General features: G+C 71.0%; 12 protein-coding genes, 2 pseudogenes and 1 riboswitch. Of the genes and pseudogenes, 6 read left to right on the top strand and 8 right to left on the bottom strand.

Going from position 1 to position 15615, the window contains the following annotated elements; all coding sequences use genetic code 11:
- Positions 1–69: 69 nt before the first annotated feature.
- From ACZ51I_RS06190 to ACZ51I_RS06170, 5 genes are all read right to left on the bottom strand, one after another.
- On the bottom strand, positions 70–600 hold the full coding sequence (locus tag ACZ51I_RS06190) for an HIT family protein (RefSeq protein WP_468871881.1): 531 nt from the start codon (positions 598–600) through the stop codon (positions 70–72).
- 115 nt (positions 601–715) lie between these two features.
- Entirely contained in the window at positions 716–1930 is a 1215-nt protein-coding gene (locus ACZ51I_RS06185; protein ID WP_468871880.1) for a methyltransferase domain-containing protein, read from the bottom strand.
- Positions 1931–2089: 159 nt separating this feature from the next.
- Positions 2090–2638: an NUDIX hydrolase gene (locus ACZ51I_RS06180; RefSeq protein WP_468871879.1), complete on the bottom strand. Its 549-nt coding sequence runs from the start codon at positions 2636–2638 to the stop codon at positions 2090–2092.
- Positions 2639–3388: 750 nt separating this feature from the next.
- Complete coding sequence (locus ACZ51I_RS06175; RefSeq protein ID WP_468871878.1) at positions 3389–4897, bottom strand: DUF4246 domain-containing protein; 1509 nt, start codon at positions 4895–4897, stop codon at positions 3389–3391.
- Positions 4898–4999: 102 nt separating this feature from the next.
- On the bottom strand, positions 5000–5368 hold the full coding sequence (locus ACZ51I_RS06170; RefSeq protein WP_468871876.1) for a VOC family protein: 369 nt from the start codon (positions 5366–5368) through the stop codon (positions 5000–5002).
- Between the two features lie 123 nt (positions 5369–5491).
- Here ACZ51I_RS06170 and ACZ51I_RS06165 point away from each other — a divergent pair.
- From ACZ51I_RS06165 to ACZ51I_RS06155, 3 genes and pseudogenes are all read left to right on the top strand, one after another.
- Positions 5492–5722, top strand: a pseudogene (locus tag ACZ51I_RS06165) (acyl-CoA dehydrogenase); the annotation flags it as partial.
- 80 nt (positions 5723–5802) lie between these two features.
- Positions 5803–7479 (top strand): serine/threonine-protein kinase, encoded by a 1677-nt coding sequence (locus ACZ51I_RS06160; RefSeq protein ID WP_468871875.1) that lies wholly within the window; start codon positions 5803–5805, stop codon positions 7477–7479.
- Positions 7480–7733: 254 nt separating this feature from the next.
- Positions 7734–8168 (top strand): DUF6892 domain-containing protein, encoded by a 435-nt coding sequence (locus tag ACZ51I_RS06155; RefSeq protein WP_468871874.1) that lies wholly within the window; start codon positions 7734–7736, stop codon positions 8166–8168.
- Positions 8169–8364: 196 nt separating this feature from the next.
- Here ACZ51I_RS06155 and ACZ51I_RS06150 read toward each other — a convergent pair whose 3' ends face one another.
- Together ACZ51I_RS06150 and ACZ51I_RS06145 are read right to left on the bottom strand one after the other, a co-directional pair.
- Positions 8365–8904, bottom strand: coding sequence for a helix-turn-helix transcriptional regulator (locus tag ACZ51I_RS06150; protein ID WP_468871873.1), 540 nt, complete (start codon positions 8902–8904; stop codon positions 8365–8367).
- 31 nt (positions 8905–8935) lie between these two features.
- Positions 8936–9070 (bottom strand): annotated as a pseudogene (locus ACZ51I_RS06145) (DeoR family transcriptional regulator); the annotation flags it as partial.
- 53 nt (positions 9071–9123) lie between these two features.
- Between ACZ51I_RS06145 and ACZ51I_RS06140 the strand changes: the two are divergent.
- Together ACZ51I_RS06140 and ACZ51I_RS06135 are read left to right on the top strand one after the other, a co-directional pair.
- Entirely contained in the window at positions 9124–9738 is a 615-nt protein-coding gene (locus ACZ51I_RS06140; RefSeq protein WP_468871871.1) for a TIGR03086 family metal-binding protein, read from the top strand.
- Between the two features lie 452 nt (positions 9739–10190).
- Positions 10191–12587 carry a SpoIIE family protein phosphatase gene (locus ACZ51I_RS06135; RefSeq protein WP_468871869.1) on the top strand — a complete coding sequence of 799 codons (2397 nt, stop codon included), beginning with the start codon at positions 10191–10193 and terminating at the stop codon, positions 12585–12587.
- 126 nt (positions 12588–12713) lie between these two features.
- Here the strand turns inward: ACZ51I_RS06135 and ACZ51I_RS06130 are convergent, their stop codons facing one another.
- Entirely contained in the window at positions 12714–13802 is a 1089-nt protein-coding gene (locus ACZ51I_RS06130; RefSeq protein ID WP_468871867.1) for a PP2C family protein-serine/threonine phosphatase, read from the bottom strand.
- A gap of 789 nt (positions 13803–14591) precedes the next feature.
- Positions 14592–14699, top strand: a riboswitch (ZMP/ZTP riboswitch).
- A gap of 28 nt (positions 14700–14727) precedes the next feature.
- Here ACZ51I_RS06130 and ACZ51I_RS06125 point away from each other — a divergent pair.
- The gene (locus ACZ51I_RS06125; RefSeq protein ID WP_468871866.1) at positions 14728–15582 is read left to right on the top strand and encodes a bifunctional 5,10-methylenetetrahydrofolate dehydrogenase/5,10-methenyltetrahydrofolate cyclohydrolase; all 855 of its coding nucleotides are present in this window, start codon (positions 14728–14730) and stop codon (positions 15580–15582) included.
- Positions 15583–15615 lie beyond the last annotated feature (33 nt).

Raw genomic sequence — 15615 nt, 5'->3', positions numbered from 1 at the left:
ATCGGGCGGGGAACCGGTGCTCGGTGATCCGACCGGACGGAAAGGCGGCGAGACCCTCCCCGTGGTCGCTCACGCGTCCCCCAGCAGGAGGCGCAGCGCGGCGGCATCAGCCAGCAGTTGTGTCTCGTCCTGGCGCCCGCCGCTGAGGCACTCCCACGGCAGCGGCCTGCCCGGTGCCGGATCGGCTTCCCCCGCGTACCGGGGGCAGACGTGGGTGTGCAGATGAGGCACGACGTTGCCGAGGGTGGAGTAGTTCATCTTCACCGGCTCGTAGAAGGCAGTGAGAGCTCTGCCGAGAGCGAGGGTGTCGCGCCAGTAGGCGGCGGCGTCGGCCTCGGTCAGGTCGGTGGGCTCGGCCACGTGCGGGTCACCACGGTGAATGAGCCCGCAGTAGCCCCGTACACGTCCGCTGCGCCACAGGTAGGCGTTGGCCACTTCACCCCGGCGGAGCAGGATGCCCCAGCCGATGTCGTCCGCGGTGTAGTCGTTCGCGCACATGGGGCAGCCGTCGCCCTCGCGGTGACGGAGGAAATCCTCGGGCCAGCGGGCCGCCGTGGCGGTGCCGTCGGCTCCGGGAAGAGGGTGCTGCTCCTGGGTCATGCGTCACTCCTGTCTGGGGTCCGGGGCCTCGGGACGGTGCCGGGGCACGCTCGCGACCCCCCTTCCGGTGGAGGGGTTCCGGGGCGGGCGGGGCGGTGGCGCTCCGCGGGGCCGGTCACGGCATCCGTTTCGGCGCGGTGGTGATCGGCGGCAGCGCCCAGTTCAGTGCCTTCGGCCCCACACCGGAAGTGACGTACTGGATCCCGCTGCCGTCGCCGAGGTCGACCTGGTACGTCTCCGGGCGGCCCGCCTCGATCCAGCGGTCGTGCAGGTCCTCGAGTTCGGCCCACACGTCGCGTCGCCCGTGGATGCGGACGGTGCCGTCACCGGGGCCGGCCACAGCCCAGGAGTCGTCCTCAGGCGCGACGATCGTCATCGACTCCGCCTGGAAGTCCCGGACCAGGCCCGGAGCGAGGTAGGCCGCGGCCAGCCAGAAGCCGTACACGTCGTTCGCGGGCGGCGTGAGCCGGGTGGGCCGCGCCGTGCCGGGGCAACCCGTGATCCGCGCGCGGTGGTCCAGCGCCGACAGCCACGGATAGCCCAGCATCGGCCGGTACCCGCGCGGCCTCCCTTGCAGCACGGCCTCGACCCGTCCGCGATCGGACCGGGTGACAAGGAGCTGTCCCGGCCAACTCGGCGTCCTGGTCGCGAGGGTGGTGAGCAGCCGCCCACCGGGTGCGAGCTGCTCCACCCAGGCCGGCGGGACCCAGGGCACGCCGATGCCGGAGTGAATCCGGTCGTACGGCGCCCGGGCTTCGTGTCCTTCGAGCGCGTCGCCCTCGATCACCACCGCGCCGACCCCGAGCCTGTCGAGGTTCCGCTGTGCGAAGGCCGCCATGTGTCCGTCCCGCTCGACGCCGGTCGCGAGTCCGGGGCCGGCGATGGTGGCGGCGAGCGCGAGGGAGACGCCGGGGCCGGGGCCGAGCTCCAGGTAGCGCCGGCCCGGGGCGAGGTCCAGGGCCTGGAGGCCTTCGACAGTGGCGGGGGTGTAGGTGGACATGGAGGTCATGTGTCCGCCGCTCACCGGCCCGCGACCGAGTCCGTCGACGGGTTCGCCGTCGCGCTGGAACAGGATCGACTCGTCGCTGTGGATCAGGTCGAGCCACTCCCGTTGATCGTCGGGATGGGAGCCGGCGAGGAGGCGCCAGTCGATCGGATCAGCACCCGGGCCGCTGACCCGGACGTAGGCGTGGGGGAGCAGCACCTCGCGGCGCACGCGGAGCAGGGCATCGCGCACCCGGGCGTCGGTCAGGACCCCTGCGGAGGTGAGACGTTCGACCATGGCGGCGCGCAGGCCGCTCGTCGCGACGGCTTGGTGGTCAGGGGGCATGGGTTCCGTCCTTCGCGTGCGAGGGAAGGGCCGCGGGCACGGCGGCCGTGGGGCGGCGGGTGGAGTCGGCCGGGCGAGAGGCCGGGACCGGGGAGATGACCGTCCGGGCGAGCATTGCCCCGTGTGCGATGCCGCAGCCCCCTTCCCGGTCGAACCCGGTCATCGCGACCACCCCAGCTCCGAGTACGTCCGGCCCTGCTGGATGCCGTCGATCACCGCTCGGGTGTAGGGGACGATCGGCTCGGGGAGGTCCTTGGCGTTCCACCACTGCCAGCGAACGCACTTGTCGGGCTCCCGCAGGGCGGGGACGCCTTCCCATCGGCGGGCGCGGAAGAACAGGCCGATGCGGGGCCGGTCGCCGGGCCGGTCGACCATGTGCACGATGTGGACGAGCTCCGTCTCCTCGGGGTCGATCACCAGCCCGGCCTCCTCGTAGGCCTCCCGCACGAGGCACGCGGTCGCCGCCTCCGACTCGCAGTGGCCCGCCAGCAGGTGCCAGGAGCCGCCCGCGTACGCCGAATCGGGATGCCGCAGGCCCAACAGGACCTGGCCGTCTCTCTCCAGGTAGAGGTGGACGCCCACCACGTTGAGGACCGTCCCGGCCGGTGCCTCCGTCGACACGACCCCGGCGACCGCCGCCGGACGGTCGGCGGGCGCGGGGTGCGCGGCGGCACGACGCTGATGTGGGGAACTGTCGCTGTTCGTCAACCCTCCCACCTCATGCTCGTACGAGCCGCGCGGGAGGCACCTACGGTGCGGAGGCAGGACGCTTCGACCACTCGGAGCCCGGGCGGGCAGGGCCCGGTGGTGGGAGGAGCCGGGGCGGTGGACGGCGGGAGCAAGGCGGCCTCCTCGAGCGATGGTTGCAGGGTGTCGTGAGGCTCAACGATCTGCCCGCTCCGTCGAACACATGTATTTCGGACACAGTGCGAACCCCATGAGTAGGCGTATGGGTGTTCGTGCCGTATGCATCGACCGCCTCCACGAGCGGGTCATGGCAGCAGCCGCGCATGGCTGAAACGCCGACACCGCCCGAAGGCCGTTCTCGCGAAGCCGTAAGCCCCGGATATCTCCGGCAGCGGGATGTCTGCCCCGGCCGAGGGAGCGAGGCCGCGGACCCGGACGGACGATGAAGGAGGAGCGGTGCCTTGCCGGATGAGGGGATCCGCCGTGACGCTGCAGCCCGAATCAGCACGTTTCCGGGGGGGATCCCACCCTGGAGAGGATCCGCGCGGCGGACACGACCGCATGCCTGGCGGCCGCAGGGCGTAGATCGCAGTGAGCAACGGCCTGACCCCAGGGCGCAAAAGCCGTACTCCGACTTCTGGTGCCAAGTCGATCGCCTGAGGCCCGAAGTCGTCGCCCCACGCCCCACGCCCGGCTGCGGGGCAACCGCCGATGCGGTGGGCAGGGCGCTCCACCCGCCGCATCGGCACCCTGTGCAGGGCGTTCGCGCTCTCAGTGCTCGCAGAGAGAGAATTCCCGTTCGTAGAGCTGCTCGTTGTGCTCGTCGACGAAGAACTTGCGCTCCTGCATGAGCTGTTCGCGGTAGTTCCTGGCCTGCTCAAGCGTCATGGTCGAGGTTGCGGACCAGGGTTGCTGCGGTGGCACGTCGGAGGTCGAGACGATCCTTTCCGACGGGTCGACCACGAAGAACGCGAGAATCTTGCGGTACCCCGGGCGCGTGGCGTCCGAGAGGCGGAATGAGCCGACGCGGTGCTGCAGGACGTTCGGGAACGCCAGGCAGCGGCCGGCAGGGGTCGATGCCGATCCCAACATCTGGTTCAACGCGTCTTCGTCCTCGAGCCCGTAGACCTCACGCATGCCGTTGTCGTCGTTCTGCTCGTATTCCGGGTCGTCTAGTGCCGCCCGGAAACTCAGCCGGCTTTCGGTGATGTTCTCGCTGTCCCAGTAGTAGATGCCGGTCGCGACGATCCGCTCGTTCAACATTCCCTCGACGTGCCAGGAACCCCCGGGGTACTCGGGCTTGTCCGGGGTGAGATGAATGGTGGCGAGCTTGACGATGACCTGGAGACCGCGGCCGCGCAGGTCGACTCGGGCGGATTCATCGGGCAACGCGGGCGTGGTGAAGGCAGGGGCGTCCGGTATGACCGGGCGGCGGTTCTCCCACCAGTCGTCCTGGGCCCGTTCCCATGCGCGGAGGGCCTCCGCGTAGGCCGCCTCGTCGCTGTAGTCGGATGTGTTCGGGTGCACCGGCTCCGAGTCGTACCACTCATAAGGATCGACCGGGATGCGAAGGGGGCGCGGATGGCGCAGATCGGTGAGGACGTTCTCCAGAAGTGGACGCATGCGCGCGAACAAGTCCGGGAGGACAGAAACCAGTTCGTGATGAGTCTCGGGGTGAACGTTGTTGACGTACGAACGGAAGGTGACATCGCCGTCATCACTGACGTCGACGTCTGTGGGCAGCCATTGGAACTTCTCCGAGAATTCGTATTTCGAGTAGCGGTCCGTGGGGTTCTGCCAAGCCCGTTCCGGTCCGCCGCTCACCTCTCTCACCAGGCAGAACAGGGAGGGATGCACCAGATCCAGTACCTGGCCGTCGGATCCGGGATGCCAGTCCAGCTCCGCTTCGGGGACCTCTTCCAGAACTCGTACCGCCTCGCGCAGCCGTGCCCTGAGCTTGTCGTCGATCAGGGTGTCCGACTGCCACACCCCGTCGACGGCGGACACCTCGACGCCGGTTCGTCCGTCCCGCAAGGTGGCGTAATGCGCGAGTTCGTCAAGCACGTACCGCACCTGTGCTTCAGTCAGACCTTGGGAGACCGCCTCTTCCCTCCACCTGGCGACGATGCCGGCGTCGTTCATCTTGTCGAACCACCCCGGCTTCGCCCGAATGTGGGAGCTGCACCGCATCATCTCGATTTCCCGCAGCGTTCGGGGTGTGGCGAACGATATGGAACGGGAAGTCTGAAAGGGCAGCGGGAAAGCAGGCAGGCCGGTCAATTCTCTTGGTCCTCCGAGTCGGTGTGCGATGGCGGGAAGGATACTTCAGCGGACCGACACCGCCGCGGGACCCTCATTCAGCACGAGCATCCCGCAGTGCCGTCACCGGGCAGGGATGGGCTGGGTGAGGTTCAGCGGGTTGCCGTCGGGGTCCTGGATGTGAGCGACGCGCTGTCCCCACGGCATGTCGTTGGGGCCGCTGCGGACCGAGCCGCCGAGGGCCGTTACCCGGCCGAGCGTCTCGTCGACGTCGTCGACACCGATGCTGAGCAGGATCCGCGGCGGCGCCCCGGTCTCCGAGCCGGGGTCGGCGACCAGGCCGAGGTCGGTGTCGCCGATGCGGAGACCGAGGTAGAAGGCCGGGCCTTCCTCCGGCACCCGAAAGATCTCCTCGGCGCCGAACAGTTGCATGTAGAAGCCACGGAGGGCGTCCTGGTCGGCTGTGACGATCACTGGCTGGATGGTGGACATGGCACTCCTGTGGAAAAGGGTCGCGTCACCGGGTAGACCGTCCGAGGACGGTGAACTCATCGGCATGCCTCTGGATCACCGCCCGTGACCCGGCACAAGCACCCCGAGTCGCGGTCGCATCACCTCCTGGCGCAGACGGCCCTGACCGGCCTCGACGCGGACGTGCTCGACGAGCCGTTTGCCGCCCTCGTCCACGACTTATCCGCGCACGCCGTCGAGTTCCACGGAAAGAACTCCCGGACCGAGGCGCAGCAGCGGTGGGCGCTCGGCGGGGTCCGTTGCCCGGTCGTCGACACGGAGCGCTCGCACAGCGCGTCGGGGGTGCTGTCCGGCGCGTACGAGACGGCCCAGTAGCCGCCTCGCCGCACCCCGCGCCGGGTGACAGGCCGGGCCCCCTCCGGCCTGCCACCCGAAACCGCCTACGATGACCGCCCATGAGCACGAATGACGACCGAAGACCCCTGGTCGACGGACGCTTCCGACTGATCTCCCGACTCGGCAGCGGCGGCATGGGCACCGTCTGGCGCGCCCGCGACATCGCCCTCGACCGCGACGTCGCCCTCAAGGAAGTGCGCCCGCCCGACCCAGCCGTCGAGGACGCGAACCCCGGATTCACCGCGCAGCTGCGCGAACGCGCCGTCCGCGAAGCCCGTGCCCTGGCCCGGCTGTCGAACCCGCACGTCGTGACGATCCACCACATCGTCGAGCCGCAGGACGGCTCGCACCCGTGGATCGTGATGGAGCTCGTCGAGGGCAGTTCCGTGTACGACCGGCTCGCTGCGGGCCCGATGCCCGTCCCCGAGGTGCTCGCCCTCGGCCGCCAGGTCCTCTCCGCACTGCGCGCCGCGCACGCCGCCGGCATCCAGCACCGCGACGTCAAACCCGCCAACGTCCTGCTCCGCCACGAAGGCGGGGCCGTGCTCACCGACTTCGGCATCGCCGCGTTCGACGGCGCCACCTCCCGGCTCACTTCCACCGGCGACCTGATCGGCTCGCCGGAGTTCATCGCCCCCGAGCGGGTCCGCGGCGAGGAGGGCAACCCGGCCTCCGACTTGTGGTCGCTCGGCATGCTCCTGTACGTGGCGGCCGAGGGCCACCACCCGCTGCGCCGCGCCACCGGCCTGGCGACCGTGGTCGCGGTGCTCGACGACCCGATCCCCGCGCCGGTGCGGTCCGGTGCGCTGGGTCCCGTACTGACCAGGCTCCTCGTCCGCGATCCGGCTCAGCGGCCGGACGGGGCGCTCCTGGACCGGCTGTTGGCGGAGGCGGAGGGGGGCGCGACCGCGGCTCCAGCTCCCGCCGCTGTTCCTTCTGCCCCCGTCGACGTCCCTGCCGCCCCCGGCCCGTACGCGCCGGCGCCCGCGCCGTACCCGCACCCCGCCTACGGCCCGCCCGCCGCGCCGGGCGCCGGCTTCGGCCCGCCGACGCTGCCCACCCCCGCGCCCTCGAGCCCGCGCAAGCGCGCCGCAGGCGTCGCCGTCGGCCTCGCGCTGGCGGCCGCCGCGGTGATCGGCGTCGTGAATCTGTTCCCCGACGGCGACGACGGCAGCGGCGGGACCTCCGGGGCGAAGGGCGGTGTCTCGCCGACCGGCGCCGTACGCACCCCCGGCCAGGGCTCGGGCACGGTCCCTTCCGCCTCCGCGTCCGAGGTCCGCGGCAGCCTCCTCACCACCGCCAACGTCCGTGCCGTCATCGCGGAGTTCCGCCGGGCGAGCGGCACCACGACGATCAAGGACCTGACGGTCTATGAGGAGTACGCCCTGGCGAACATCCCGACCCGGCCCGGCGCGAAGACCTACGACGCGTACGAGTACCGGGCCGGCGTGGCCAGGAAGACCGGCCCCGGCGGCACCATCGGCGCCGACGACGCCGACGAGCAGCCCTTCGACGTGTCCGCCATGCCCTGGGACAGCCTCCCCGCGCTGATGAAGCGCGGCGAACGCGACCTCAAGGTGGACGACCCCACGATGCGCTACGTCATCGTCGACCGCTGGACCTTCAACGACGACCGCCCGACACTGCGCTTCTACCTCAGCAACGACTACAGGGCCAGCGGCTATCTCGCTGCCGACGCCTCCGGCAAGGTCGTGTCGACTCTCCCCGCCTCCTGAGGTCACCGCCTTTGCGGATCGTAGCCGTCCGTAAGGGCTCCTACGGTCGGAGCATGCCGCAGACACACAGACGGAGAGACTTCCGGGCCGATCTGGATGAGCGCGGCGGCCGGGGTGTCGAGGGCGACCAGGGCGTCGTCGGCGGCTACCGCGGTCAAGCCGGGACCGGCCGTGGCGTCCGCGAGCTCGCGCGCCGGCCTCCGGCCGGGGACGGGCGCCGGACCCGTGTCGTACCTCTGTGGTACTCATGCCCCATGCTCCGGTTCCGCGACTTCAATCTCAAGCTGCTCGTCATCGAGGAGCTCATGTACGGCCCCGATCCGCTCCTCCCGGTCTACGACCTGCCCGCGCAGCTGGCCGAACGGGGCATCGGCGACCCCGCGTCCTACGTCCTGGAGAACGGCCTCCACACGGAGGTGCTGCCGGAGGCCCGGGACCATTTCGAGGCCCTGGAGATCCCGGCCGAACTGCTCGCCCGGGTGGAAGAGCTGTGCTTCGACGCCGGAGCGGTCGTCTTCCGGCACTGCGCCCCCGCCTGGGACGGCGAGGACGATCTGTTCGACGTCCACTCGCTCGACGATCTCGCGCTGCTGCCCAACCTGCGGGAGGTCACGTTCGTGGAGGACGGCGTTCTGGCCGTGCCGGACGCGGCAGAGGTCTTCGCCGCGCGGGGCATTGACACCGACTGACCGGCCCGCTGCTCCACCACGGCCCGGTCCAGGTCTTCGACCGTGCGCTCGACGGTGCCGGCCCCGCGGGACCGGCGGTGGTTGCGGTAGAGGCAGGAGGCCGGCTCCCGGCAGCGGTCGCCTGTTGACCGGGTGGTGGTCGGTCTGCCTGGGGAAGTGCCGGAGGTTACCCGTAAGGCCCGGCGCTACCTTCTACTCAGCAAGAACCCGGCGGTCCGTACACACCGGCCAGCTCAACCGCCAGACGTGCGAGCCGCTCCCTTGCCTCCGGCGGGTCCAGCACCTCGATGCGTGCCCCCAGCCCGGCCAGCTGTGCCGCGACGACCTCCGGCGTCGGCCCGTCGACCCGTATCTCCGTCCACCCGTCGGGAAGCGTCGGGCCGACGTGCAGGCGTCCGTCGAACAGCCGCTCCAGGATCGCCATGGCATCCGGCTCGGCGCGGGCCCGAACCGTCGCCGCGTACAGCCGCTCTTCCAAGCGCGCGGCGAACGAACGCCAGACCGTGGGAAGGTCGAAGCCGGGCGGCCGTACGACGGGCTCGCCGGTTGCCTCGACCGAGACGACCCGGCTGAGCCGAAAGGTCCGCAAGCCTTGCTCCGTCTCGGCGACGAGGTAGTCTCGACCGGCCTTGGCCACGAGCCCGAGCGGATGGACGGTTCGCACGCCGACGGGCTTGCCGGGCCCGGCGTACCCAAGCCGCGCCGCCGACCAGCGACCAGCCGCCGCCGCGGCCACGCTGCGAGTAGACGGGGATCCCCGCGGTGGCCAGGGCCTCCAGGTCGCGGCGTGCGGTCCTCGGCGACACCTCGAGTTCGGCGGCGACCTCGGCCACGGTCACACGGGTGCGCGTTTGGAGGAACAGCAGGGTTGCCACCAGGCGATCGGCTCTCACACCGACCATTCTCTTCCGGAAACTGGCCAGGAGATGACCTGTTCGGCTTCCAGAATGGGGTCATGACGCACAGCGAGAACACCCCGCGCTCCCATGTCACCCCCGACCCCATCGACGACCCTCGCCAGAGCCTGTTGAAGGCGATCGCGCTGGCCGGACACACCGTCGCCGCAGTCCGGCCCGAGCAGTTCGACGGGCCCACGCCCTGTACCGAATTCACCGTCCGGCGGCTGGCCGAGCACCTCGTCGCCGTCCTGCGCCGGATCGCCCTCGCTGGACGCGGCGGCGACGTGACGAGTCTCCCCACGGTCGCCGACGACCTCGCGGACACCGAATGGCGAGAGGCGTGGGACGCCGCGGTGCGTGAAGTCGAGGCAGCGTGGGCGGATCCCGCGATCCTGGGCCGGACACTGACACTGCCGTTCGGTAGCCTTCCGGGTGCCGCCGCCGCAGCCGTCTGGACCTCTGAATTCACCGTGCACACCTGGGACATGGCCACCGCGACCGGACAGCTCCCCGACTGGGACCCCGAACTCGTGGCGATCTCGTACGCCGCCATGAGGCGCGGGCTGCCCACCGGGCCGCGCGACGGTGCGCCGTTCGGCGCCGCGGTGGACGTCGACGCGCACGCCCCGGCCATCGACCGCCTCGTGGCGTGGTGCGGACGCAAGCCGTGAACAGCATCCGAGAACAGCGTGGGCGGCCCCATGGAGGGAGCCACGATGCTGACCTGAATCCCTGCCGGGCCGCCCCCCCGGCGGGGACGAGGAGACCGGTCTCGTTCCTGCCGGCACAGGTACGCATCGGCCGGTCCACGCCGAACAGCTGCTTCTCGTCCCGGCCCGCCTGGGACGACCTGGGCCGCCGAATTCACCGTAGGTGAGCCCAGAGAACCACGGAGACAGGCACCAGGACGATTCTGGGCACGAGCACACCGTCCTGGCTGCCGAGGCTCATCCATGCCCCCCGTCCAACGCGGAAGCGCGAGCCTTTGCAACGCCGTCATGCCCCGTGCCACCGGACTCACGAGCGAACACCGTGGGTCGCGCCCCGACCGCGCTGTGTGGTGGCCGTCCGGACCGGACCGAGAGCAACTGCAGTCGCGACCGCGCCGAAGGATGATAGGACCATGGAAGGGCTACCTTTCACTCCTCGCGCCGGGGCGGACGAAGACGGGGACCTCGGTCCGCCTCCGGCCGCTTTCGCCCTGATCGCCGCGGACGGAGTGCTCGTCGGGTGGAGTCGTGAGGCCGAGGCACTACTGGGATATCCCGCTTCGCAGGTACTGGGACACCCCGCGGCGGACCTGCTCATCACTCCGCACGCCGATCGCGACGGACCGGAAGAGCGGCGACCGGACCAGCAGCCGCTGTTCGGTGAAGCACGCAGTGCCGTCGTGGACGTGCGCCACCGCAGCGGACACACCGTACGCGTGGCAGTGACTCTGCGTCCCCTGACCACCGCCCCCGACGGGGATCCAACCGGCCGGGCCCCCACCGCCGTCCTCATGGCGGCCGAGCTGGAGGAGCTTCGCTGGTGGGAGACCCGCCAGGCGATGCTGCAGGGGCTCGTGACCCAGTCGCCCGTGACACTGACCATCTACGGCCCCGGCGCGCGCCTCCTGTGGGCCAACGCATCCAGCATCCGAGAGCTCGGCGGCGACCTCACGGCATCGCTGGGACGCTCCATGACCGAACTCTTCCCCGGCGATGTCCTCACCACCGAGCATCTGGCGCCGCCCGAGGACTTCGTCCAACAGATCCTCGAGAGCGGTGAGCCGGTCATCGACGTGCATTTCCGAGGGCGCGCCCCGGCCGACCCGCGGCGTGAGCGCGTCTGGTCCTCCTCCTATTTCCGCCTGCTGGACGGCAGGGGAGAGCCGGTGGGCGTGTGCGAACAGTCCATTGACGTCACCGACCACTACCGTGCGCAGCAGCGCCTCGCGCTCCTCGCGGAGGCCGGTGCACGGATCGGGGCGACGCTCGACCCGTCCGGAACGGCAGCCGAGCTCGCCAAGATCGCCGTGCCGCAGTACGCCGACACCGTGCTGGTCGACGTGGCGGCAGAAGTGCTCGAGGGAGAGGAACCGAAGCCCGTCACGACATGGGACCTGGTACGCGTGGCCGATTCCGGCGGAGAACCCTCCCGGTTGGGCGAGCGGGTCGCGTACGCCGCCGGATCGCCGCAGGTCGAGAGCCTGGCAGGGGGCCGCGCGACCGCGGACGCCGTGGTCGCGCCGACACGACTGTGCGTCCCGCTGATCGTGCGGGGGACGCCGTTGGGCCTTGTCACCTTCGTGCGGGGCGACGACTCGGAACCCTTCGACGACGGCGATCGGGAGGTGGCAGAGGAGCTGGCGTCGCGGACTGCTGTGTGCATCGACAACGCCCGGCGGTACCGACGAGAGCGCACCGCCGCGTTCATGCTCCAGCGCAGTCTGCTGCCACGATCGCTGCCCGAGCTGAGCGCGGTCGAGGCGGCGAGCCGCTACCTGCCCGCCGACAGCCACCTCGGTGCCGGCGGCGACTGGTTCGATGTCATTCCGCTGTCCGGCGCACGTGTCGGACTCGTCGTGGGGGACGTTGTCGGCCACGGGCTGGGAGCCGCTGCCACGATGGGGCGCCTGCGCGCGATGGTGCGCACCCTGGCCGAGCTGGACCTCGCGCCCGACGAACTCCTGGCCCGGCTGAACGATCAAGTCGGCAAGGACGCGTCGGACCAGCACGTGAAGGGCTCGGACGACAGTGGCGCCGTCGGGGCGACGTGCGTCTACGGGATCTACGATCCGGCTTCCGAAACGAGCACCTGGGCGGCGGCGGGACACCTGCCGCCGGCTGTGGTGCAGCCGCACGGCCCCGTCGGCTTCCTTCCTCTGCCACCGGGGCCTCCCCTGGGCGTGGGACGGCTTCCGTACGAGCACGCGGAAGTGGCACTCGCCGCAGGAAGCCTCGTCGTCCTGTTCACCGACGGCCTCGCGGAGGCCCGGGGGCAAGGCGTCGACGTGGGGTTGGGCCGCTTGGCGGCTGTACTCGGGGAGCAGCGAGGATCGTCGTGCGACCTGTTGTGCGCCCAGATCGTCGCGGAGCTGGTGTCGGATCGTGTGCGGGACGACGCGACGCTCCTTGTCGTGCGCACCCGTGCGCTGGACGCACGCCAGGTGGCGGCCTGGGAGTTGCCTTCGGACCCCGCGCTCGTCGCTCGCGCACGTTCGGTGGCTGCGGAACAGCTTGGACGGTGGGGACTGGACGATCTGGCCTTCACCACGGAACTGGTGGTCAGTGAACTGGTCACCAACGCGATCCGTCACGCCTCCGGCCCGATCGGTCTGCGCTTGATCCGGGACCGTTCTCTCATTTGTGAGGTCTCCGACTCGCAGCACACCTCACCGCATGCCCGTTACGCCGGCAACGACGAGGAGGGCGGGCGGGGACTGTTCATGGTCGCCCAGCTCACCGAGCACTGGGGTACGCGTTACCTGCCGACAGGCAAGACGATCTGGGCGGAACAGGCCCTGCCCGTGCCTTGATGTCCCCGCCCGCCCGCCGGTGGAGGAGTTCGAGGCATTCCAGGCCGTCGCCCCGGAAGGCGGCGAAGGCCCAGCCGGTGAGGGTCTCCAGGGTTCGTGGGGCGACACCTCGCCCACTGGCATGGGTCACGGCGTGTGCAGGCGTACGGCCAAGGCGGCGATGTCGTCGTCGAGACTGCCCCTGCTGTGACGGAGGAGTTCGTGGTGCAGAGCCGTGAGCAGATCACGGGGAGGCGTGGCGGGCTGTCGGCGCATCCATGCTGTCAACGGGAAGAACTCACCGTCCCGGGCACGGGTTTCGGCGATCCCGTCCGTGTAGAGGAGGAGAAGCTCGCCGGGAGCGAAGTCGAAGGAGTCCGCACGGTATTGGTCACCGATCAATTCCGCGAGGCTGAGCAGGGGCGATGGGACGGTCGGCTCGAGGGTGCGCACGTTCTTGGAGGTGTGGATCAAGGGCGGTGGGTGTCCGCAGTTGACGATGGTGATGTGGCTGCCTTGATGCGGGATCTCGACGAGCAGCGCTGTGGCGAAGCGTTCCATCGGTGCCTCGGGTGGATGGGCGGCGTTGTGCCGGGCACAGCTGGCGTCGAGCCTGCGGGCGACGTCGGCCAAGGAGGCCTCGCCGTGAGCCGCCTCCCGAAATGCGTTGACGATCGCCGCGGCCGCCCCTACTGCCGGCAGGCCCTTGCCCCGCACGTCTCCGATGAGCAGCCGTACGCCGTACGCGGTGTCGACGACCTCGTAGAAGTCCCCGCCGATGCGGGCTTCCGCGGCGGCCGCGAGGTACAGCGACTCGATCTCGACGTTCCGGAAACGGTGCGGCAGGGGCCGCAGCACCACCTGCTGGGCCGCGTCGGCGACGAGCCGTACCTGAATGAGCGTGCGCTCCCTTTGAAGCCGGACATGGCTTCCGTATGCGGCGGCCACGGTCACCGCGACGATCCCCCCACACGTCCACCACGTCCCGAGACCGGGGAAGACCAGGCTGAGGCCGATCATCAGAATGAGGCAGACGGTCCCGAGGAGGACGGTCGGGAGGACCGGCCACATGGCGGCGGCCAGAGCCGGCGCCGCGGGCAGGAGGCGGCTGAAGGCCATTTCCGGCGGAGTGGCGTAGGCCAGGCCGGCGATGACGACGGTCAGAATCACCGGCGACAGCCGCACGAGCCTGCCGTAGCCGTAGCTCCGACGGAGCGGCCGTCCGGACTCGATCATGAATCCCAGACTATCCGCGAGGGGCCCGCTCAGCGACGTGACGAGTGTGCTCCGCGTGGGACAGAGCACGCCTGCCCGCTCACGAGGGCGCGACCCCAGTCGTGCGGCTCGCCGGCGGGACCCCCTTCTTGCCGGCTCCGGCGGCGTGCTGGTGGACGCGGACGTATGCCTGCTCAGGCCGTCTGGGCGCTCACCCGGCCGCGGAAAGGCCTGGCCGAGCGCCGACAGCCTGCCGCCCCGGGTCAGGGGGGGCGGCCCGAGCAGGGCGAGTGGACTCGGCCGCCCGCGCCACCCCTGGTCGAAGCCGAGGTTGTGCGGGTGTGCGAGCCGTTCGCCGCCGGTGATGTCGACCGCGCCGAGCACCCGACCGGTGTGCGGGTCGTGCACGGGTCCGCGGCACAGGTCCAGGCCCGCACGGGATGCCGGAAGTGCTCCGCGGCGACCTGCACCGGGCGGACGAGGGCGAGGGCGGTGCCCGGCGCGTTCGTGCCGGCCGCCGCCTCCGGCCAGCGAGCCCCCGCCACGAAGGTCACCCCCGCGGGCCTTGCGCGGGGCGCCCGGATGCCCCGCGACCCGCGGCATCCGCCCCGAGGCGCCGCAGACCGCGAGGAGATGCTCCCGTCCGTCGCGTACGCGCCTGGGCGTACCTCCTCGCCCGTGCCCGTGTTCGTGCGCGGGTAGGCGGGCGGGTGTGGTGCGGGCCGTGGGCCCGGAGGCCGCCGACAACTTCCCCATACCCGCGCATATGCCCCTGTCCGGGACCGGAGCGCGACCCCTCCCGTAGAGTGGGGCCCGGGCCGTGACTGGCGCTTGAGGTGGATCACCACCGGGGAGCGGCCCGGCGGAGCGTGCCCTGGTGGCACGGCCGTGCCGATGCCGTGCGCCTGGGCGAACCACCGGTCAGAGACGACGCCCAGGAGTTGCCATGTCCACCAGCACCGCCACCCTCATGGACGGTACGGCCCTCGCCCGCCGCACCGTCGAGGAGACCGCCGCGCGAGCCTCCGAGATCACGCGCCGCACCGGCGTCACGCCGTGCCTCGCGACCGTCCTGGTCGGCGCGGACCCGGCCTCCGTCACGTACGTGAAGATGAAGCAGAACCGCTGTGCGAAGGCCGGGATCCGCTCCAAGCACGTCGAGCTGCCCGCCGCCACGACGACCCAGGAGCTCGTCGCCGCCATCACGGCCCTCTCCGAGGACCCCGAGGTCCACGGCATCCTGCTCCAGCACCCCGTCGGCCCGCACATCGACGAGCGCGCCGCCTTCGAGGCCATCGCCCCCGAGAAGGACGTCGACGGCGTCACCATGGCGTCGTTCGCCGCCATGGGCTTCGGCCTGCCCGGCTTCGTCTCCTGTACGCCCGGTGGCATCATGCGCCTCCTCGACGCGTACGACGTCGAACTCAGCGGCAAGCGCGCGGTCGTCGTCGGCCGCAGCGCCATCCTGGGCAAGCCGGCAGGTCTGCTCCTCCTCGGCCGCGACGCCACCGTCACCTACTGCCACTCCCGCACCCAGGACCTCTCCTCGGTCGTCCGCGAGGCCGACGTCCTCGTCGCCGCCGTCGGCAAGCCGAACTTCATCAAGGGTGAGGACATCAAGCCGGGCGCCGTCGTCATCGACGCCGGCTACAACCCAGGGAACATCGGTGACGTCGACTTCGCCTCGGCCGCCGAGCGCGCCTCCCTCATCACCCCGGTCCCCGGCGGTGTCGGCCCCATGACCATCGCCGTGCTCCTCGCCCAGACGGTCGAGGGCGCGGAGCGCCAGCTCGGCCTGTAGGCGGCTGTGATCAGGCGGCGGCGGTGACGGGGG

The sequence above is a fragment of the Streptomyces sp. NPDC034084 genome, from assembly GCF_055575535.1.
The sequence above is the reverse complement of the archived record's forward strand: the minus strand, read 5'-3'. Positions and strand labels throughout refer to the sequence as shown.